The 20702-nt window shown below is 48.8% G+C and carries 10 protein-coding genes and 3 pseudogenes; all 13 read right to left on the bottom strand.

What is annotated here, in order from left to right; genetic code table 11:
- Positions 1–2: 2 nt before the first annotated feature.
- Complete coding sequence (locus HMPREF0658_RS02510; protein WP_004348225.1) at positions 3–1100, bottom strand: AAA family ATPase; 1098 nt, start codon at positions 1098–1100, stop codon at positions 3–5.
- Between the two features lie 5 nt (positions 1101–1105).
- Positions 1106–1480, bottom strand: a complete 375-nt coding sequence (locus HMPREF0658_RS02505) for an excisionase family DNA-binding protein (protein WP_004338328.1) — start codon at positions 1478–1480, stop codon at positions 1106–1108.
- A gap of 199 nt (positions 1481–1679) precedes the next feature.
- Positions 1680–2538, bottom strand: a pseudogene (gene tnpC / locus HMPREF0658_RS02500) (transposon Tn4555 protein TnpC).
- Positions 2539–2745: 207 nt separating this feature from the next.
- Positions 2746–3534, bottom strand: a complete 789-nt coding sequence (gene istB / locus HMPREF0658_RS02495; protein WP_004353655.1) for an IS21-like element helper ATPase IstB — start codon at positions 3532–3534, stop codon at positions 2746–2748.
- A gap of 6 nt (positions 3535–3540) precedes the next feature.
- On the bottom strand, positions 3541–5121 hold the full coding sequence (gene istA / locus HMPREF0658_RS02490) for an IS21 family transposase (protein ID WP_004353653.1): 1581 nt from the start codon (positions 5119–5121) through the stop codon (positions 3541–3543).
- Positions 5122–5302: 181 nt separating this feature from the next.
- Positions 5303–6418, bottom strand: a pseudogene (locus tag HMPREF0658_RS02485) (sensor histidine kinase); the annotation flags it as partial.
- Entirely contained in the window at positions 6418–8343 is a 1926-nt protein-coding gene (tet(Q), locus tag HMPREF0658_RS02480; RefSeq protein ID WP_002560998.1) for a tetracycline resistance ribosomal protection protein Tet(Q), read from the bottom strand. The gene tet(Q) and the pseudogene HMPREF0658_RS02485, both read right to left, overlap by 1 nt.
- A 659-nt stretch (positions 8344–9002) precedes the next feature.
- A complete protein-coding gene (locus HMPREF0658_RS02475) occupies positions 9003–14843 on the bottom strand; it encodes an N-6 DNA methylase (RefSeq protein WP_002560999.1) in 5841 nt (1946 codons plus the stop codon).
- The gene (locus HMPREF0658_RS02470) at positions 14833–15285 is read right to left on the bottom strand and encodes a DUF1896 domain-containing protein (RefSeq protein ID WP_002561000.1); all 453 of its coding nucleotides are present in this window, start codon (positions 15283–15285) and stop codon (positions 14833–14835) included. Before HMPREF0658_RS02470 ends, HMPREF0658_RS02475 begins: the two co-directional genes overlap by 11 nt.
- Positions 15286–15524: 239 nt before the next feature.
- Positions 15525–17612: a type IA DNA topoisomerase gene (locus HMPREF0658_RS02465; protein WP_002561001.1), complete on the bottom strand. Its 2088-nt coding sequence runs from the start codon at positions 17610–17612 to the stop codon at positions 15525–15527.
- A gap of 61 nt (positions 17613–17673) precedes the next feature.
- A complete protein-coding gene (locus HMPREF0658_RS02460; RefSeq protein WP_002561002.1) occupies positions 17674–19242 on the bottom strand; it encodes a DUF3945 domain-containing protein in 1569 nt (522 codons plus the stop codon).
- Between the two features lie 20 nt (positions 19243–19262).
- Positions 19263–19367 (bottom strand): annotated as a pseudogene (locus tag HMPREF0658_RS10840) (helix-turn-helix domain-containing protein); the annotation flags it as partial.
- Between the two features lie 141 nt (positions 19368–19508).
- Positions 19509–20627, bottom strand: a complete 1119-nt coding sequence (locus HMPREF0658_RS02455; RefSeq protein ID WP_004338318.1) for a tyrosine-type recombinase/integrase — start codon at positions 20625–20627, stop codon at positions 19509–19511.
- Positions 20628–20702 lie beyond the last annotated feature (75 nt).

Raw genomic sequence — 20702 nt, 5'->3', positions numbered from 1 at the left:
GCTTAGTCCGTTTTTGATGGTTGATTGTCGGCTGTCCCATCCTGTCCCATTGTCCCACACTCTAAGGGTTGGGACAGTGGGACACTTGGGACACCTGCGTTTTTACTCTCTTTGCTGCGCTGGATGATACGGTTTACGGTGGACTTGCCACAATTCACCTGTGAGGCTATCTCCCTGACGGACTTGCCCGATTGGGAGAGTTGCAGAATTTGGCAATCCCTTTGGCTTGATTCATTGTCGCCCAATTTTTTCAAGTGTTCCTTTTCCGTGGAATAGCCCCTGAACACGAACTGCAAGAAAGCATCCACCTTGTCAATCTCGTAAACGATTACATTATCCGCATCATGAGAGAACGTGCCATAGCGCACTTTAAGCTGCTTCACATAGCGAAGCCCTCCGTCTTGGGCACTTTTTCCAATGGTGAACACGCTGTCAAAGAAATTGTAGAGCCGTTTGCTTCCGGCAAGGTCGTTGGATGTGATGGGACAATCCAAAGAGCGTTTGGGCGTATGTGCTAGGACAAGGATAGAGAGCGCATATCTCTTTTTGAGATTGTTCAGCTGAATCATCAGCCGTCCTGCGGCATCGCCTTTCTCCATGGCGCAACACAGGTAGGTAAGATTGTCAATGATGAAAATCTTGCAGTCGGTCTGCACAGCCATCTGTTCAATGCCGCCTATGATAGCTTCCTCAAAGTTGGCATCCAAAAGCTGGTTGCAGTCAATAGACACCCGATAGAGTTTGTCGGGAAAGGTGTAGAGCTCTCCATGCTCGTTGGTATAGCGGAGCTGGAACTGCTTTTCGGACAGTTCAAAGTCCAGATACAGCACATTGTCGGTTCGGGCGATGCGGTCGGCTATCTGCACGGCAAGGATGGACTTGCCCACGTTGGAATCGGCAAACAAGCAGGAGAGTTCCCCCTCGTACCAAAAGCTGTCCCACAGCGCACGGGGCGTAGGCAATAACGATGCTTCAAGAATGGTTTGGTTTGCCGTCTTGATATTCATCATGCCTACACTGTCGGGCATACCGTTATGCGCTTGGGATGCTTTTGTGAGGTCGCCACGTATCAGGTTGATATAGTTCTTATCCTCTTCCATATCATTCACCAGTTACGTGGGTTGGGCTTGCGACGGTGGGAAGAGGATAAGGACTTGTTCAGTTCCTCGTCTGACAACGGTATGGGATTCTTTCGGGCGGTTTCCAGCCACTTGTCCAGTTCGTCACGGTAAAGGCAATAGCGTTTGCCGGGCTTGGTGGCAGGGATTGTCCCTTCTGACAGTTTCATGTAGAGCGTACCCTTAGGGATACCTAAATACTCTGCTGCCTCGTCCACAGACATGGGCACGTGGGTGTCCACCGTTTTGGCATTGTTCACACTGCGCTGCTCGGCGAGCAGGCTTTTCAGGCTCATCACTTCGTCTCGAAGCTGAGCGACAACCTCGGGGAGGTCGTTGAAGGTAAGAATTGATTTTTCCATTCGCGTACTCGTCTCTTTTGTAAGACTTGGCGCAAAGGACTGAAATGATATATCCGTGAATATCTCCACGACACGTCATTGCAAAATAATTCCCGAATAATTAAGCCCAGCCATAAATGACGGGTAAAATTACTCGGGAAACGATGTAAAACAGGCGGTTATGAGTTACCGGATGGTTGTCGTTGGTGTCGTGATTATCCTAATTCCGCACATAATCCTCGGGATAGTGGAAATCAAGTTTGCCGTTTTCGGGTTCATCAATGGGAATTTCCGTCTTTAACGGCTCTACCTTGAAATTCTTGATGGTTGATAAGTCTGTATCAGCAAACGATTTCGGGAAAAGGGCTTTGATGAACTTGGCACGGTTATCCCCATTGTAGTATCTCTTGTACAGGAAACGCTCAGAGATATTCCATACGAAGTGACGGAGTGGAATGTTGTTGATGTCTTTGGTAAACGGTCTTTGTATGGGCTTCGGGGTATAAGTGTTAAGATTCATCCATTTGTCCACCTCAGTACAGATGTGGTTCACGGTTTCTTGGTCGGCAATGCGAGGCAGGTAATAATGGCAATACTCCATGACCATGCGGATGCGCTCTTCCTTTTCCCGTTGCTCTCTGCTTGGCGTAATTGGCACGGTTCTTTTCGTGAAGATCCGGGGCGATAGTAAGCTCTATCGGTTGTGTTTGGATAAGTGTCTCTTCTTTTGTCGGGGATGATTCGGGTACAGGCTCAGGGACTGATGTAGGTCCAGGCACAGATGTGGCTTCTTCAAGTGTATTTTGTGACAGTTCTTCCTGCACCTCTATGGCTTCGGCAATCGTTTCTTTCTTGCCGAACTTGATTTTGTAGATTTCGTATGTATCAAAGATAAGTGTCTGAAAGGAGAGATAGAGCAACCATCCCAACAGGTTACAGCATACGAATACTATCCACCTGACAAAGTTGTCTTGGTTGAAGCTGTCCGCTATTACCAGCGTGGCAATGGAAGATATTAGGACGATGGCGAAGCCGACAAAGCCCAAGATGATGTATTTGTCCTTGATTGATGATTCCATATTTCGTTGAGAGATTGAATGTTCCTGTATTATTTTGTGCAAAGTTAATGCTATTTTTCCCAATTACTGCCCGTTATTTGCGGTTAGAACGGTCTTGGAAAAGCCACACTAATTTGACCCACCCTGTCAAAGTATTTTAGACCCAGTAAAACGATTTATTATTGACCCACTAAATGCCCTGGTCGGGTGGGTCATTTTATTTCGCTATTACTTGGTAATATTCTTTGCTTTTATCTTTCTAAGACTCTCTCCAGTTAGTTCTATTTGATATGAGGTATGCACAATTCTATCTAGTACAGCATCTGCCACGGTAGGGTCGCCTATTGCATCATACCAGTTGTCTACAGGAAGTTGAGAAGATATGATAATCGACTTCCTTTCATGCCTATCTTCTATAATATCAAGTAATATAGGACGCTCTTTTGCATCTACAGGTACAAGGAAGGCATCATCGAGGATTAACAAGCGACATCGCTCTATCTTCTTTAGCTCTGTTTCTAACGTTCCTTTGTTCTTGGCAACCTTAAGTGTCCCCAGCAGCTTTGACATGTTAGCATACATCGTTCTAATACCATTTTTACAAGCATGATAGCCTATAGCTGTAGCGATAAAACTTTTACCAGTTCCTGATGAACCAGTAATAAATATATTGCGTCCTTGCTTGATAAAATCAAGTGAGAGTATTCTCTCCATTTTGTTTTGGCTAAGGTTGCGATTGATATTATAATCTATTTGCTCAGGATAGGTTTTATATCTAAACCCTGCTGATTTTATGAGTCTTTCAATGGCTGCTGCAGAACGATAGTCCCATTCTCGAGATAAGAGCCAAGATAAAAAGGCATCTGGTGTCATCGTATCTGCAATTGTAGTTGTTAGACTTTCTTCAAAGGCAGTTGCCATACCCGTAAGCCTCATTCTATGCATTAAATCAAGAGATAACTGATTCTTATCCATTTCTTGCACAATAGGTGCTGTCTTATTATTATTTAGTTCCATAGTTGTTTACTTTAATTGTTTGCTATTATTGGATAATTGCTTTGAGAAATAATCCTTGCCTCGTATGTTCTTATGAGTTTTTGGTTTATATTCAGGAGATAGCTCCATATTATCTTCATCCATAGATATATAGGGAGCATCATCACCCTTCTGTAGTATATCCTTTATCTCATTATAGCCATAGCGTCGTCCTTCCGAGGCACAGTTACAAGCTGCTACTAGACGAGCCATGCCATACTTCTTCTCCAGCGACATGATACCACGGCAAGAGCGGAAGGCTTTTGGTGGATATTTCATCTGCGTAGCGACTTCCTTGAGATAAAGCAGAAGGATGTTGTCTATTTGCCCTGCCCGTTGATATATTTCCTCCAAATCCTTTTCAAAGCTACCATGATGACCAGGAAGATTATGTGCATCTTTCTGTGAGTAGGTATAGGGAGTATCATCTCGCTGATGGATGGTAACTAACTTTAACCCATAGTAGATTTGAACATTGTCATTATCGTAAATAAGCTCCATACGTTTGCCGATATACTCTGTTGGAACACTATAACTATGCTTTCTTAGCATAACGAAGCTATTAGCCATGACAGTAGCAGACTTTCTAGACTTCATCTGATAGCGAGCGGTAGGAAGAGGACGAAGAAAATCTTTTTCCATTTCCTCAAATAGTTCTTGACGGGATTCCTTACGCCCACTCAATCTACGGCTGTTAAATGCTTCTAAAGATGTGCGTATAGCAACATTAAGTGATTCTAGATTATGGAAAATTTGCCCTTCAATATCTACATATACCGACCGATACATTAGCTTTACAGCATTCTCAACCAGTGCCTTGTCCTTGGGACGGCGCACCCTAGCTGGATAAACAGCCATGTCATAAAATTCAGCCATAGCAGCGAAGTCGTCATTGATAACAGGCTCATTACGATCACTGCGGATAACGGCTGATTTTAAGTTGTCAGGCACAACAGCCTTGGGTACACCACCAAAGAAATGAAGAGCATTCTCGCAAGCAACGATAAGGTCTTCCTTCTTCTGCGACCACACTGCCTCGCAATAGGTGTAATGACTGCATGGAAGGGTAGCCACAAAAACCTCTACCTTCCGCACCTCACCCGTCTGTTCTTCGACTATCTCTAGCTTATCACCTGCATAATCAATATACATCTGATCGCCAGCAAGGTGCTCTACATGTCCTACGGCTCGTGTTTGACATCTGTAGGCATGGATTGCGTGTTTGAAAGTAGAATACTGGTAACCATTAGGATGAGTTTTGAGATACTCCGTGTGAAGAGATAAGATAGAAACACCCTTCTTGCTAAGCCGTTTCACATAATCAGGAACAAGTGCCTCTAACTCCAACTTGCGAGCAGAAGGCGGACGGTTACGAGAATGCCCATCTGAAAACAAGTCCGCCAGCTTATCATCTGAAAGCGACAGAATTTGCTCCATGGACAAGCCACTTTCTTGGAATTTACGGACATACTTGCGGAGGGTGTTACGAGATATATGGAAAGTACTAGAAATACTTCTTATTCCCATACCAGATGCGTAACAGCGCAATAAATTCTTTAATTTTGTCATATAAATAATAGTTTTATGTTTTTAATGCCGGCCAGGGCAGTAACACAAAACTACAAAATGACCCTAAAAAACTAGCGTTTCAAAGGGTCATTCTTATTTTGGTGAGGTGGGTCTCATTATTTTAACCTTACTGGGTCTAAAATACTTGCCAGGGTGGGTCAAATTAGTGTGGCTTTTCCAAGGGTGACAGACGGGGCTGTTCCTTGCCGTTGTCCAGGCGGAAGAAGTCAAGCAAAGTGTTGAGCATATCCCGCATACGGTCGGAGGATTGCAGTATATTTCGGATATATTGCCCATTATTACCGCTATTGCATTCTTTCCGCAAAAGTTCGGTATAGCCAGTTATTGCCGTCAGTGGTGTACGCAACTCATGGGTAATAGTATGTACCGCTTTCTTTCGGGAGGTTATGAGTACCTCATTTTGTTGCACGGACTGTTCCAATTGCTCGATCAAATCCGTTGTCTTGCGTTTGTATCGTTTAATGTTCTTTGCATCACGGTGTATGATGATATAGGAAATGACCAACAGCAAAAGAACAAATCCCATCAAGCCGCCTATCTGCATAAATGATTTTTTACGCATCGCTGTTATCTCGCTTTCTCTATTTTGTAAATCAGATTGTACCTTCTTTTCGATTTGGCAAATCAATCCTTGCAGTTGTCTGTTAAGTTCTGCATTACGGGCAGCAAGACTATCGGCTTGTTCTGACAATCGACGGCTCTGCGCTTTCTGTTCGTTGACCATGTTTCTATTGGATGAACGGAGCGTAGTCGTTGTTGTCGTTGGCTTCGTTCCCTCTTTTTTGCCAAAGATGCCCAAGAAACCTTTTCGTTTTGGCTTTTTGGACTGTTCCTGCACACTTTTCTGCACAATAACCGGAATTTGATTGGCTATCTTCTTGTTAATAGATTGTTGTTCATCCATTAACCGGACTATCTGGAACATCTGTCGTTCCTTATCCTCTAAAAGACTGCGCACACTATCGATGCGCTCTGCTGGATAGGTGGCCTTGAAACGGCAGAGCATACTGTCCATTGCCATACGCCGTGCATGGTAATGCTCGATATCTTTATCGTTCCATTCCAGTATTGTTTCACCCAATAGAGAAAATTTTATCATTTGAATATTGATATTGTTTATTTCTTTTCGGAGCTCGTCTATTTTTTTATTGCCAAGTTCTAATGCTTCTATCTCCTGCCATTCATAGAGGCTATTATATGCCATACATCCGATAAGAATGGAGATAAGTATATATCCCAACTGTATTGCCTTATAGAAATTTCCTGACCGCTCCATTATTTTGATGACATTGATTTTTGGAACATGAATAAAAGTTTATCTTTTTCGTTCATGCGGATATTATCAGAATAATCGCCTTTTGTTATTTGATACCCGCATGGCTTGACCATAAAAACGCCTAAGCCCTTAGTGTATGAACTTACTTCTGAGGCGTAGTCTTTACTTGTATTTAATGGAACTTTCCCTTTAATATGACACCACTCATTATTGCAACTGATGTCTTCAATCTCAGACATCATTTTTTGCAAATCTGTAATAGCTTTGGAACTTGCCGCTTGGGGTATCTGCAACTCAAAATAGAGCATCGGTTCGAGAATGTCCACACCTGACTGTTGCAAGGCCAGCCTGAAGACATAAGGGGTCAGCTGTCTGAAATCAGCAGGTGTACTTACCGGGCTATAATACTCGGCTTGAGTAAAAGTTACTTTCAGATCAGTCACTTCCCATCCATGTAAACCAGATTGGCAAGACATACGAATCCCTTCAAAAACGGCATTTTGAAAAGAATGGTTCAGATAACCATAGGAGATGTCACTTTCGATTTGCAACCCTGTCCCTAACGGCAAGGGTTCAAGCGTCAGCCCTATTGTGGCCCAGTAAGGGTTGGGTGGCACTTCGATCTGAATAATCTTATTGACCTTTTTTACAGGTCGTTCTTTGTAGATAGTCTTGATCTCATCAAAATGGACCTTTACGGAAAATCGTTCTTCCAGCAATGTCTGTATGATTTCCTTTTGTGTCAAACCATATAACGAGATTTCCAATTCATCACTATATGAGTTTATGGAAAAGGACAAAGACGGGTCTTCAATCCACAATGTATTCAGAGCGGATATCACCTTGCTTCTCTCTTCGGACCTGTCTGGCCGGACGGAGGATTTGAGAGCGGGATGCTGATGAGATAACCCTTGAATCAAACAAGGTTTAGTACCTAAATAATCTCCGATTCGAAAATCTTCCATATCTTCTACAATCGCGATATCATTGGCCCCCACTTCATCAACATTTATCTCTCTGCCCTGATAAATAGTCTTTAGATTTTTAATCTTGATGAATTTTTCCGAATCGTTGATTCTTACAATGTCTCGAAGTCTCAGACTTCCGTCAATTATTTTTAGAAAACTTCTTTTATGTCCTTTGGGGTCATGCTCTATCTTATAGAGATAAGCTGAAAGTCTGTTTGAGACTGATTCTGGAGGAAGTATAAAAGAAGAGATGGCGTCCAACAACTCATTGATACCGATATTGAACATTGCTGATCCATGTAGTACCGGATAGACTTTGGCTTTTGCCACAAGATCGATTATCGTATTCCAATAATCAGCCGGTGAAATTTCGCTATCCGCCAAATATCGTTCTAATATATTGTCGTCATGGTTGCATACAAATTCTTTGTATTCTTCCTTTATATATGTTTGGGAGCAAATCGGATAAACCAATCCATCGACAACAGTTTGCATAAACAGGACATCTTGAGACAGATTTGTTTTTATATCCAGATACAAACGCTCTAAATTCACACCGTCACGGTCAATTTTATTGATAAATATAATTGTCGGGATTTGCAGTTTTTGTAAAGTATTGAACAGCAACTTTGTTTGCGCTTGTATGCCTTCCTTTGCGGATAAGATGAGGACTGCTCCATCAAGCATTTTGAATGTCCGCTCCACTTCCGCAATAAAATCCATGTGTCCCGGAGTGTCAATGATATTGCATTTCACTCCATTCCAGATAATAGATGTCGTAGAAGCCCGAACAGTAATTCCTCTACGTTTCTCTATATCCATAGAGTCTGTTATGGTGTCACCATTATCCACACGGCCGCACTTTTCCGTTGCTCCACTGGCAAACAGCAGATTCTCGGTTACGGAAGTTTTTCCTGCATCAATGTGAGCAAGAATTCCTAAATTTATAATATTCATTTGGATTAAGCAATAATATACTACAATAGATGCATTGTCGAAACGCACCTTTTAATACCTCCTCGTAGCATGTGAGAACTACAGGATTACTAACTCGTATTAATATGTATATTATTACTGCCGCATAACGATTACAAAATTACACAAAAAAATATATCTAACAAAAGTGGGAGGATTTTTTAACTTTTTACCATAGACATTTTATTAGGGAAGCGTAGGTTCAACTGGTAAGTACAAATAAGTAGAAATGTTTGAACAACAACGTTTTAGGAAGTTGAAAAAAATCAAGTTTCTCTCTCGGTATAACGTTTATTTTGGCCAATATCTTCTTTAGTTTGGCATTTGAGTATTTCCCATTCGTGTTCTATTTAGCTCCTTATTATGAGTATGTAGCAAGTTGCTTATCAAATTCAGCCTCTTTGAGGGTCAAATATGGTTTTGCAAATGGTGACTGACAAGACATAAACAAGGTCAGCAGGATTTTTTACATAAATGGACATGAATGTATATAACCTAAAATAAGAATAAATTTTAATAAGGGCTGCCCAAAAAGAAAAAAAATGCAGTTGCCATCCTACAGATACTTGCAGAAAGGATAAAATTTACTTTTAGACCTTTTGGGATAGCCCTTATTAATACTTCAGATAAAATTCCTAAGGTTATATTTTCAATCCTTTGGACCGGGTTTCCTCCTTGGCATACAGCCCCGGATGCCCAGTTATGGTGTGATTGGCGATAATACTTTCCGATGGATTGCGTATTTGCGGTGATGTATCTTCGGGATATTGCCTGATACCGTTTCGCACACCTTTCGCTTCCGGTTTGACCTGTTGCCCTTCATGCTCCTTTTCGGTGATTTCGGGTGTAGGCGGCGCAAGTTCCAGCTGTATCTTGCGGTCAAGGGCGGCAAGTTCGGACTTCAACTGTTTCAGTTCTTCCTCCTTCTTCCACACCTTGCCTGCTATCTCCTGCAACTGCGGTATCTCACGTTCCAAGACCTCATTCTTCGCTTTATACTGGTCGATGATGGAGGGGATTCTCTCAATCGCGTTGAGGAAGTTGCGGGCGGCGGCCAACGGGTCAGCCAGCGCCAGATGCCCGTTGTTGTAGGTGTACTTGTAGTTCCCCTCGACCACGAAGCGGTTGTCGGTAAACTCCAATCCCTCTTTGAGTATCCTTTCGCTGACCACCTTTATCGGGAAACCGTAAAACTCTCCAACCTGCGTGTACAACCCTCCGGTCGTGGCATTCTTGGCTATCTCCTGCAAACGCTTTCCGATGACTTTCTCATCGGCGGAATCCACTCCGTCCACCTTTATTATATTAAGGTGATTGCCCTCCTTGTCGGTCTGCACCACAGAGAGGAAGCGGTTCCAGTCCTCCGTCATGGCATCTATGAAAGCTGTGTTGTTGCCCAGCTCGCGGGTCTTCGATTCCAGCTTGAACTCCGAATCACGCTTGCCCTTGTTGAACGACTTGCGTTCCCCTTCGAGCGAGGCGATACGTTTTTCCAGTTTCGCCTTGTCCAGCAGGTCGGTGTTGCCGGATAGCAACGCCATATATTCCGAGAAGTTCATGCCCGATTTCTCGTCCATTGCCCCCTCGTCGATGGTACGCGCTTCCATAGCACCGCTTTTAAGCTGGCTGATGAAAGTCTGCTTGCAGTGCAGGAGGTTGAACTTGTAACTGTCCAGTGATTTTTCCACCGCGTAGATTATTACGTCCACGTTGTTCCCGGCGAAATGCTTGGCTATCTCGTTGCCTGCTCTAACTCCCCGTCCGTCACGCTGTTGCAGGTCGGACGGTCGCCACGGCGTATCAAGATGATGAATTGCCACACACCGTTTCTGTGCGTTCACACCCGTTCCGAGCATGGAGGTGGAGCCGAACAGCACACGCACCGTCCCGGCGTTCATGGCATCTATCACCGCCTTCCGAGCCTTGTCGGTCTTGCACTCCTGAATGAAGCGCACCTCGCTTGGCGGTATGCCGTAGTCCTCCGTCAGTTTGCGCTTGATTTCCGAATAGACGTTCCACCCATCGCCCGGCTGGTAAGTCCCCAAGTCAGAGAAAACGAACTGCGTGCCTTTCTGCGCGTCGTATTTTTGATAATACTCCGCGATTATTTTGGCACAGTGGCTCGCCTTGTTGTCGGGGTGGTCTTCGTAATGCGGGTCTATCATGCGCATGTCGAGTGCCATCTTCCGGGCATAGTCCGTGGCGATAAGCATCTTCGCCTTTTCCTCCGTTTCCGAAAGCGGCAGTCTGCCCAACAGGGTGGCGTCGCCCGTCTTGGCGAATTGCATCAGCTTCTGTATGAAGTCCTCCTGCTCCGGCGTGGGCGGTATGTGGTGCAGTATCTCGTTTTTGTTGGGACGGTCCACGCCCACATCCTCCGCCGTGCGGTAGTCCGTGATTTCATTATAGAAGGCGGCAAGCTCCGGCACTTTGATGAAGTAGCGGAAACGCTCCTTCTGCACCACGTTGTTCGTCACGTTGAACTCAAAATCCGTTGTCTTCTTGGCAAATATCGCCGACCACGCATCAAAACATCGAATGTCCTGCCGTTCCAGCTCCTTCGGGCGCAGGTACTTGAACAGCAGGTACAGCTCAGTCAGCGAGTTGCTGATAGTCGTGCCGGAGAGGAAGGTCGCCCCCAAGTCCTTGCCCGTGCGCTCCTGTATGGTGCGGATAGCAAAGAGCATGTTCAGTGCCTTCTGGCTTCCCTCGCTGTTCCCCAATCCCGCCACACGGTCGTGGCGCGTGTTGAAAGTCAGATTCTTGAACTGGTGCGATTCATCAATGAAAATGTGGTCGATGCCCATCTGCTTGAAGTCCACCACGTCGTCCGTGCGTGACTTTATGGCGTGTTCCACCTTCTCCAATTTCGCTTCAAGGTTATGCTTGCGCTTCTCCAGACCTTTCAGCATCGCCCGCGATACGTTCTTTCCCTGCTGGCGCAGCACTTCGAGGTTTTCCTCCACCGTGTCAAGCTCCGCTTGCAGGATGCGCTGCTGCAACTCCGGCGACTGCGGTATCTTGCCGAACTGGTCGTGCGACATAATGACACAATCGTAGTCGTTGTTCTTGATGTTGTTGAAGAAACGCACGCGGTTGGCGGTCGAAAAGTCTTTCTCCGAAGCGTACAGAATCCTCGCGTTGGGATATGCCGCTTGATAGGTGGCGGCAATCTCCGCAACATTGGCTTTCAGCCCGATAATCATCGGCTTGTGCGCCAAGTTCAGACGCTTCATTTCATGCGCGGCGATGCACATTATCAGCGTCTTGCCGGTTCCAACCTCGTGGTCACAAATTCCGCCGCCGTTCTGTTTCAGCATCCAGACGCAATCCATCTGCGAGGGATAGACGCTCCTGATGCCCCGGCTTGCCAGCCCTTTCAGATTGAGGTCGGGAAAAGTCTGATGCGAGCCGTCATACTTCGGGCGCACGAAACAGTTGAACTTGCGGTTATACATCGTCGTCAGCCGCTCCTTGAACTGTGGCGACTGCTCTTCGAGCCATTCGGAGAAGCCGTTTCGTATCTCGTCAATCTTGGCGTTGGCGAGCTGTATTCCCTCGCTGTCGCGCACCTTGATGTCGTTGCCATGCTCGTCCCTGCCGATGGACTTCATCATGTCGGGACAGGTGTTGTGCAGGGCGTGTTTCAGAAGGTGCATGCCGTCATAGTTACGGTAATACCCCTTCACCAGAAACTCGTCCGTGATTTTCATGGTGCGGTAGCCGCACGCCACCGAAAACTCGTCCATGCTTGCAGAGTAGGCGATTTTCACCTCCGTGTCGAACAGCCGGCTCATGTAGGCGGCATAGACACCCGTCGGAATCCAGCGTTCCCCGAAATTGAAATCAAGGTCTTCAAAAGCGATGCGCGGCGGTTCGGCATCTTTCAGAGCCTCCAACGCCTGCTTCACCTCCGGCATACGTTCACTTTCGGGGTTTTCGCCCATCCAAGCCTCTATGCGTTCCGCTTTCTCTATCACGTTTCCGGCAATAAAGCGGTCCTTAATCTCGTAACCGGTTACGAGCGGATTGTAATAGATGCGCCCTTGCAGGGCTGTGAGCAAATCCTCCGCCGTACTGTCGGTTATCTCCCGCATATAGTCGAGATCGACAGTGCCGAACTTGTTGAGCGACGCGGACAGTGCTTCTTCGGGTGAGCCGACGTTGGCATGGCTCTCCACGGAGAAGGAAACGGGACGCTCGAAGATGTCCGCCTTGACAAACTTCCCGTTCTCCGCCCGTTCCAGCGAAAGGATGTCACGCCCGCCCGCGTCCATCATCACTAACTTCACGTTCTGCTTGGCGTTGAGGTTGCCGTAGCGCATGACAAACTCATCGTAACAGGTGTTTAGATGCTCTCGCCACGGGACATTTGCTTCATGCAGGTTCGATTCATAGCGGTACAGCCGCTCGTAGGCGTCACGGAGTAAAACATACTGTAACGCCTTCTCCTTCTGGTAGCCTTTCAGGTCGAGCGGCTGGAATGTCGCCCCGTATGGCGTGATGTCCTTCAGGTAGCCGATGTTATGACGCCCCCTGTCAGCCACCAGCGACCCTTCGCGCAGGTGCATCTCCGGCGTGCGGTGGTAGGCACGCGGCGAAAGGTCCACGACTTCTTCCTTCGGCTTCTCCGCTTCGATGTCGGGGAAAAGGGAGGTCGCCACCGCTTCCGGTGGGGTATCTGTAACGGCAGGTGCGGTGACTGCTTCCGGCTGTGTTTCCTCCTGCCGTGGTTGCTCACGGGGAGTGTCCGGCACGGCTTTCACTTCCATCTTTTCCGCCGCCGCTTGTTTCTCGTTATGCTGCCTTGCCAGTTCCCGAAGTTCCTTCCTGCGTTCCGGCGTCAAATCCATCATCATCTCGTAGAAGCCGTTGATGGGAGGATTGGTATCCCAGTCCAACGTGGCATAGATGTCGTCCGGGTCGGCAGGCTTGGCGGTGTTCTCCGTTTTAGCCTCCTTGTTCTCTGTTACAGTCTTAGGGGTGGTAGCCGTCGGCACAGCCGTAACATTTTGTGTGACATGCACCTGTGGCTTGGGTAGAACGCGCCTTGCCGAGCTTTCCTTTTTCGCCTCCTTTTTCTTTTTGGCGGTTTTCGGTTGTTGGCTGACTTCTTCCGTCATCCCCCAGAGATCGAGCAAGGATAGCTGCACACCGTCAGAATATTTCGGACGTGGCTCTATCTCCGGCTTTTCCTCTGTGGGTTGCGGTTTCTCCGTCGGAGTTTCCACCGCCTGCATCGAAGATGTTGTTTCCATCTTTATGGCAGTACGCTCCACCTCCTTTTGAACGGTAACTTTTTCTTCCGTTCCCGACTGCCGGATTGAACCCGAATACAGACGCATGGCGAGCCTGTAATGGAAATCCTCGTCGAGCATACGGTGCAAATCCCCGGCGATGCCTGCTGCCTTGCCCTCGTGCAGATAGACCATAGCGGGCTTCCCGTATGGGTCGGTGTCAAGTTTCGCCGTCGTATGCACGATGCGTTCCGGGTGGTGGATGAAATAGGCGTTGTCGGTCAGGTCGGTTTTCGTGTCCGTCTGTATTACGGTCATCAGCCGCTCGTCCTGCGACATTTCCTTCTTGCTGAGGTTCTTTTGCAGGACAATCAGGTCACTGCCCACTTCTGTCCCCGCGTTGTCCGTGAACAGGTTGTTGGGCAGGCGTATCGCGGATACCAGATCAGCCTTACTGAACAGCTCGTTACGCACGGAGGTCTTGGTGCTGTTCAATACCCCTTGCGAGGTGATGAACGCCACGATACCGCCGTCACGCACGGCATCCAGTCCTTTGAGAAAGAAATAGTTGTGGATGGCTTTCTGGGCGGAGCGTCTGCCGAATGAGTCGCTCCGCTGAAACTCAGGGTCGAACACGGCTATGTCTCCGAACGGAATGTTGGACACCGCCAAGTCGAAATAATTGTTGAACGGTCTTTCGATTTTCTCAAAACCGCAGGTGCGCGTTTTCTTGCCGGGATAGAGATGCCTCAGGATTGTACCCGTGAGCAGATCCTTCTCGAAAGCCATCACATCCGCATTGGGGTTGTGCCGCAGCATGGAATCCACGAACACGCCAACCCCCGCCGACGGTTCGAGCATACGGGCGGGGCGGACGCTGTAATCTGCCAGCACGTCCGCGATGGTGTCGGTTATCTCTTTGGGGGTGTAGAAAGCGGTCAGCACGGACGCTTTCAGCGAATCCACAAACCGCTTGTACTCTGTTTCGTCCTTGCTGTTCTCACGGATAAGCCTGTGCAACTCCACTGTCGGGGCGAACAGTTCGAGGTCGGATTTCGCCCACCGGACGGCATCCGTCAGTTCCTTTGCAGGGTTGAGGATACATTTCAGACCGCCGAAACCGCAGTACCTTTGAAGTATGGCACGCTCTTCGGTTGTCGCTGTCCTGTTTTCCCTGTCAAGGATGAATGCCGTCCGTATCGCCTCGATGTTGTCCCGCAGTTTCTGTTTGCGGTTAAACGCCATATTCCCCGATGTAAAGGACGGTTGCCCCCGTCAGCTCCGTGTAGAGCAGGTCGTAATCGGAAGACAGGGCGAAGTTGTCGTCCGAAAGGTCATAGACGGAGAACACGTTGCCGACAAGCGGCATGAGTTTCAGAATAAAGGCTTCTTGTTTCTCTTCCGGCACTTCGTCGAAAAACTCGCTCTCCACGACTTCACGGAGAATGGCGTACCGGGAATAGCGCAGCCCGCGCAGCAGCGTGTCCATCGCCTGCTCTTGCGCGCCATCGGCGGGATAGCCTTCGAGCCGCGCCTTTTCATACGTTTCGGCGGCACGGTCGGCCCGTTCCCGTATGAAAGCGGTGTCAGTCGCCTGTTCAAACTTGTTCGTGCGGAGGTAGTCCAGCAGGTACAGACCGTAATAGGAAAAGTCGGTCTGACCCTCGTTTTTCTTCTTGTTGTTCATTACTTTGGAGTTTAGTGGATTGATATTTAACGGGATAATTGATTGGAAAAAGGAAGAAAAAGGCACTCGGTATCCCTCCGAGTGCCACCACTAAATCCAAAGTATGAGTGTAATCCGGTATCGAAGAACAATTCATTACTCTGAACAAGTGGCAAAGTTAGTGCAAATCGAAGACAATACGAAAAAAACTTGTTTGTTTCTATTGTTGAGATGCAGCCTAACTTATCAAAAGTTAGTGATTATTTCCTTTTTTTCGGATAGGAAGACTTGCATTTCTTTTCCGGGAACACGAACGTCGTGTTATATTCCCCGTCAAAGGCGACTATGGCATCGAAGTTCTTGCCCTGCTTGCTCTTGAAGCCTTTGAGCGGCTTGGTGTGCCCGTCGGTGAGCAGGTCTTTGATTTCGTCGTCGGACAGGGTGCGTCCCGCTTTCTGCCGGAACACGGGCAGTCCGCACTCCGTGTTGTCGCAACGTACCACCTTGCCGTAGAACCGCATCCTGCCCGTGCCGCACTTGGGACACGCGCAGCCGGAATCACGGCTGCCGAAGAGCTTGTCGCACGAGAGCAGTTCGGAGGTGATTTCCCGTGTGTACGCCTCTATCTCCTTGCGGAAAGTGTCGGCGGGCAGTTCCCCGCGCTCGATACGTGCCAGTTCCTTTTCCCATTCGCCCGTCATGGCTACATCGGCGATGCGCATCGTCTTCACCACGGAATTGAGGGCGAGTCCCTTTTCGGTGGGAACAAGCGACTTCTTGCAGCGTTCCATGTAACCGCGCTTGAAAAGCGTTTCGATGATGGACGCTCGTGTGGCGGGAGTGCCGATGCCGCAGTCCTTCATCGCCTGCCGCAGCGCGTCGTCCTCAATTTCCTTGCCCGCTGTTTCCATTGCCGAGAGCAGGGTGGCTTCGGTATGCAGCGGCTTGGGTTTGGTCTTTCCTTCGGTGATGGAGGTGGCTTTCAGCGTGAGCGTGTCGCCATCCTGCCAGCCGGGGATGGTAGTTTCCTCCTTTTCCTCGCCATAGACGGCACGCCATCCGGCTTGCTTCACGACACTGCCTTTCACGGTGAACTCCACTCCGGCACATTCTGCCGTGACAGCAGTCACGTCCTTGACGCATTTTTCGGAGAATGCCTCTATCATTCGTCCGGCAATCATCTGATAAATGGTGCTGTCCTCTTTGGAGAGGAAGAGCGGTTTCTCTCCCGTGACGAGCAGGGCATGGTGGTCTGTTACCTTGCCGTCATCCACGCTACGGCGTGTCGGGATGGCTTTTGCCCGCACCTTGTCTTTCCATTCGGGCTGCGTGCCGATAAAGGCGAGTAGCTTGGGGATTTCAGCGAACACGTCTTCGGGGATGTAGCGGCTTCCCGTTCTCGGATAGGTTATCAACTTCTTCTCGTAGAGCTTCTGCGCGATTTCAAGCGTCTGTTCCGCCGTGAAGCCGTGCTTGGCGTTGGCTTCTTTTTGGAGCGTGGTCAGGTCGTACAGCAAGGGAGTTTCCTCCGTCTTCTCCTTACGCTCTGCTTTCGTTACCGTTGCGCTGCCTGCCGCCTTTACCTTATTATATAGCTCCGTTGCCGGTTCTTTCGACTTCCATTTCTCGGAGGATGAGAGTTTCACGACCTCGCCGTCGCAACCGTCTGTTGCGATATGGAGCTGCCAGAATGCTTCGGACGTAAAACGGCGGTTCTCCCAATAGCGTTCACACACCATCGCCAGCGTGGGTGTCTGCACACGCCCCACCGAATACGTGCCATGTCCGGCGGCTATGGATAACGCCTGAGTGCCGTTGATGCCCACGAGCCAGTCGGATTCGCTCCGCGCTTTGGCGGCGAGGTATAGGTTGTCGTACCTGCTGCCGTCTTCGAGGTTGCGCAGTCCCTCACGGATAGCCTTGTCGGTGAGCGAGCTGATCCACAGACGCACGAAAGGAGTGGTGCAACCCGTATAGTGGTAGAGGTAGCGGAAGATAAGCTCTCCCTCGCGTCCGGCATCGGTCGCCACGATGATTTGTTCGCTTGTGTCGAACAGTCTTTTGATGACTTTTATCTGCGACACCACGCCGCTGTCGGGCTTGTAACCTTTCTCCGTCCTGACCTGACGGGGGACGAGCGTGAATGTGTCGGGAATAATCGGGAGGTTGTCACGGACAAATCCGCGCACGCCGTAGCCGTCGGGCATGGCAAGCTGAACGAGGTGTCCGAATGCCCATGTCACGGCATAGCCGCCTCCTTCGAAATATCCTTCCTCTCTCTTTGTCGCGCCCACGATGCGGGCGATTTCACGTGCCACGGAGGGCTTTTCTGCAATGATTGTCTTCATGTTTTCTTGCTTTTTTGTTGATACTTTGGATTTTATTTTGGATTCAGTGGCGGACACGGGATTACATTTTCATGCCTTTGTTGTTCTTCTTTTTCGGCTTCTCCTGCTGCTGTTGCTGGCGGTCGTCCTTTGGGGCGGTCTGACCTTTCTGCAAAGGCTCTTTCAGGTTCTTTGTCGCCTCGTTGGTTTTGCCCTCGTTGTTCACCGCCACCTGTGTGCGGCTCTCGTTGGACGGGGCGACCTGCTGGGCGTTGTCGGGGTTCGTTTCGTAGCGGTACGGGCGGCCCTTCTCCGGGTTGAACTTGATATACATCGTGGCATGGAAGCCCTGCTTGTCGGTCACGTTCTCCAGTTTCACGGCTTTACCCGCCACGTAGTCGGCTTTCTGCTTGTCGGTGAAGTTCACGCCGCTCCATTTGCTGATGGGGCGGATGCTGCCGTCCTCGTTCATCCACGTGTTGCGGCGTTGCTCCTTCTTGGTCTGTGCGGCATTTTCCCCGCCTTGCGCCTGACTTTTCGAGGTGTCACCTTTGGCTTCCTGCGTCTGTGCGGTACGGGGCGACCTTCCGGTTCCCGGCACGAACTCCACGCCGCGCTGCTCCACGTTCACTTGAAGGGTGGTGACGAACTTCCTGCCGTCGTTGCGCTCGATGAGCTTGTCGCGCACGGGCAGTCCGGCGCGGAGCATGTCCTGCTCCTGTTTGGTGATTTCCGTCTTGCCGATGCGCTCCGGGATGCGCACCTTGTTTGCCGGAATGTCCGTGATTTCATTCGTCTTGCGGTCGATGCTGATGTAGGAGGGGATGATTTCGCCCGTTTCCCTGTCCACAATGTCCACGACCCTGCCGAGGTTGCCCGTTTCGCGCAGGTTCTTCCGGTCATCGTCGGAGAATTTGTGTTCCTTGTACTCATCTAACTTCTGCTCCTTGCGGATGAAGTGCGGCACGAGGCTGACATTTCCCTCGCCGTCCTTCTTGAAGGAGAGGCGGGCGTCCAGCTCGAATGATTCGCCGCCGAAGGTGGGCTTGACCTTTACCAAGTCGGACTTGCCGTAGTGGAGCATCTTCGTAAGGTCTCCGGACTTTTCAAGGTCGTCACGCTTCACGCCCCATCTGTCCTCCAGCTCCTGCCAGTTGATTTTGCTCTCGTTGATGGGTTGGTAGCCCTGTCTGCCCTGCGTCTGTTGCGGGCTTTCCTGCTGTTCTTTCTGTTGTTCCATGTTTTCCTGTTTTTGAGGTTCTTGTTTCTCTGTCTTTTGTGCCGCCATCTCTTCCTGCACCTGCTGTTGATAAGGGAAGGTGTCGATTTTGTGCGGTGCAAGGATTTGTTTGTTCTGGTACGGATGCTGAAGCAGGTCTTTCATCACGCCAAGCATGGAATCCACTTGGTCTGCCGCGATGCGGTAGAAACCGAAGCGGCTGGGTTCCTTGCACTGCCGGAAGAAGTTCTTGAAGAAGTTGTCCAGCACGTCGCCGTGTCGGTCGAATTGCAGGAAACTCTGCGCGTTCTCAGCTTTCGCAGGGGTACGCTTGGGTGTGTCGTCTGCATTCAGCCCGGCTACCACGCTGATCTCGCCCGTCTTCTCGTCACGGACTACCAGCACGTCCTTTTCGTCTTTTTTCTTTGCCATTTGAAAAATGTTTTAATGGGTTATTTATGAAAGAAATTATGGATACGAGCCTTGTAGAAGGCTATATCTTCTTTTTTGAAGTCCTTGATATGGTTGGAAAGGAATGTCAGGTCTTTTTCAATGTATTTCACGAAATGTCATCATATCATACTCTGTTTCATACTCTGAGGGGCTTATAAATGGTGGCATCAAGCCAAAAACATAGAGGGGCGATTATAGCCTTGTAGCCATAACCGCCCCTCTGAATACCTGTCAATGTGAGACATTTATGCCTCCTTGCGCTTCAAGGTTATCTTGTCCACCACCTGACACATCTGCTGCGCTGCTATCTTGGAATAGATTTGTGTGGTGGTAATGTTCTTATGTCCGAGATAGGCTTGGATGACAGCCATGTCCGTTCCCATTTCCACGTGCAGGCTTCCGAAGCTGTGGCGGGTACAGTGAAAGGTGATTTTCTTGGTTATCCCTGCTGCCGTGAGCCACCGTTGGAGTGGTCCTTGCAGCATCTTGTCCTTGAAATCCTCAAAGATAAGTCCCTCGCCCCGTTCTCCCAGCAGTCCATAGGCTTCATCACTGATGGGGTTATGCACTATTTCTTTGGTTTTCTGCATACGGGTGGTAACGAACATCCTGCCGTTGGTGTATGGTTGTATCTGCTGCCACGTGAGCTGTCTGATGTCGCTCTTTCTCAGTCCCGTAAGACAGGCGAAAAGAAAAGCTTTTTTCAAGACCTCCTCCTCACAGGGTGTTTCGGCAAGCCGTATCAGTTCCTCTTGGCTCAAATGCTCCCTGATGGTGGGAATGCACTCGATGCGGTCTAAGAAGCCGTTTGGGTTCTCCTTTATCTTCCTGTCACGGTAGGCGGTGTGCAGCACGGCACGGAAAGTTGACCAATAGCCTGCTGCGGAGTTGATGTGCAGCTTTTGGTTGGTGTGGATGGATTGGGGTGCATCAAGCAGGTATTCCATGAACTTGCGGCACAAATCCACATCCACCTCCTCAAAGGTGCATTTGCCGTTCACGAACCGCTGGAAATGCTTGTATACGTGCTGCCACTTGATATTCTTGCGGTCAGCCAGTCCTTTGAAATAGGCAAGGAAATCGCCCTTCATCTTGGTCTTGTCAAAAAAGCCGTTGTTTTCATTGAAAATGGCTTCGTAGCGCTGGTTGCGCAGGATGACCGCTTTCTTCATCATGCGTGCGTTGAAGTCCCGTTCCTGCTGGTTTGCAGGTTTGGCGAAGATGTAAATTCCTAAGGCTTCACGTGTAATCACTCTCATGGTGACATTGTCACGGTAGCCGGGATAGTAGTCAAGGCATAGTGAATACTGTGTCCCGTTCTTAATCTTGCGCTTACGCAAGGTAACTGTTTTGCATTTACTCATAATAATTATGTTTTAATTGGTTGTATACATTTTGGAGTTGTATCCATGTTTCCGATGGCAAAGGAACAACGTGAA

This window comes from Hoylesella marshii DSM 16973 = JCM 13450 (assembly GCF_000146675.1).
GTDB lineage: Bacteria > Bacteroidota > Bacteroidia > Bacteroidales > Bacteroidaceae > Prevotella > Prevotella marshii.
This window is presented reverse-complemented; position numbering and strand designations above follow the sequence as displayed.

Bases quoted from the DNA above. Each gene is read 5' to 3' on its own strand.
- HMPREF0658_RS02475 (WP_002560999.1), bottom strand. From the start codon at position 14,843: ATGGCGTTTAACCGCAAACAGAAACTGCGGGACAACATCGAGGCGATA.
- HMPREF0658_RS02455 (WP_004338318.1), bottom strand. From the start codon at position 20,627: ATGAGTAAATGCAAAACAGTTACCTTGCGTAAGCGCAAGATTAAGAAC.
- istA (WP_004353653.1), bottom strand. From the start codon at position 5,121: ATGACAAAATTAAAGAATTTATTGCGCTGTTACGCATCTGGTATGGGA.
- HMPREF0658_RS02510 (WP_004348225.1), bottom strand. From the start codon at position 1,100: ATGGAAGAGGATAAGAACTATATCAACCTGATACGTGGCGACCTCACA.
- HMPREF0658_RS02470 (WP_002561000.1), bottom strand. From the start codon at position 15,285: ATGAACAACAAGAAGAAAAACGAGGGTCAGACCGACTTTTCCTATTAC.
- HMPREF0658_RS02505 (WP_004338328.1), bottom strand. From the start codon at position 1,480: ATGGAAAAATCAATTCTTACCTTCAACGACCTCCCCGAGGTTGTCGCT.
- istB (WP_004353655.1), bottom strand. From the start codon at position 3,534: ATGGAACTAAATAATAATAAGACAGCACCTATTGTGCAAGAAATGGAT.
- HMPREF0658_RS02465 (WP_002561001.1), bottom strand. From the start codon at position 17,612: ATGAAGACAATCATTGCAGAAAAGCCCTCCGTGGCACGTGAAATCGCC.
- HMPREF0658_RS02460 (WP_002561002.1), bottom strand. From the start codon at position 19,242: ATGGCAAAGAAAAAAGACGAAAAGGACGTGCTGGTAGTCCGTGACGAG.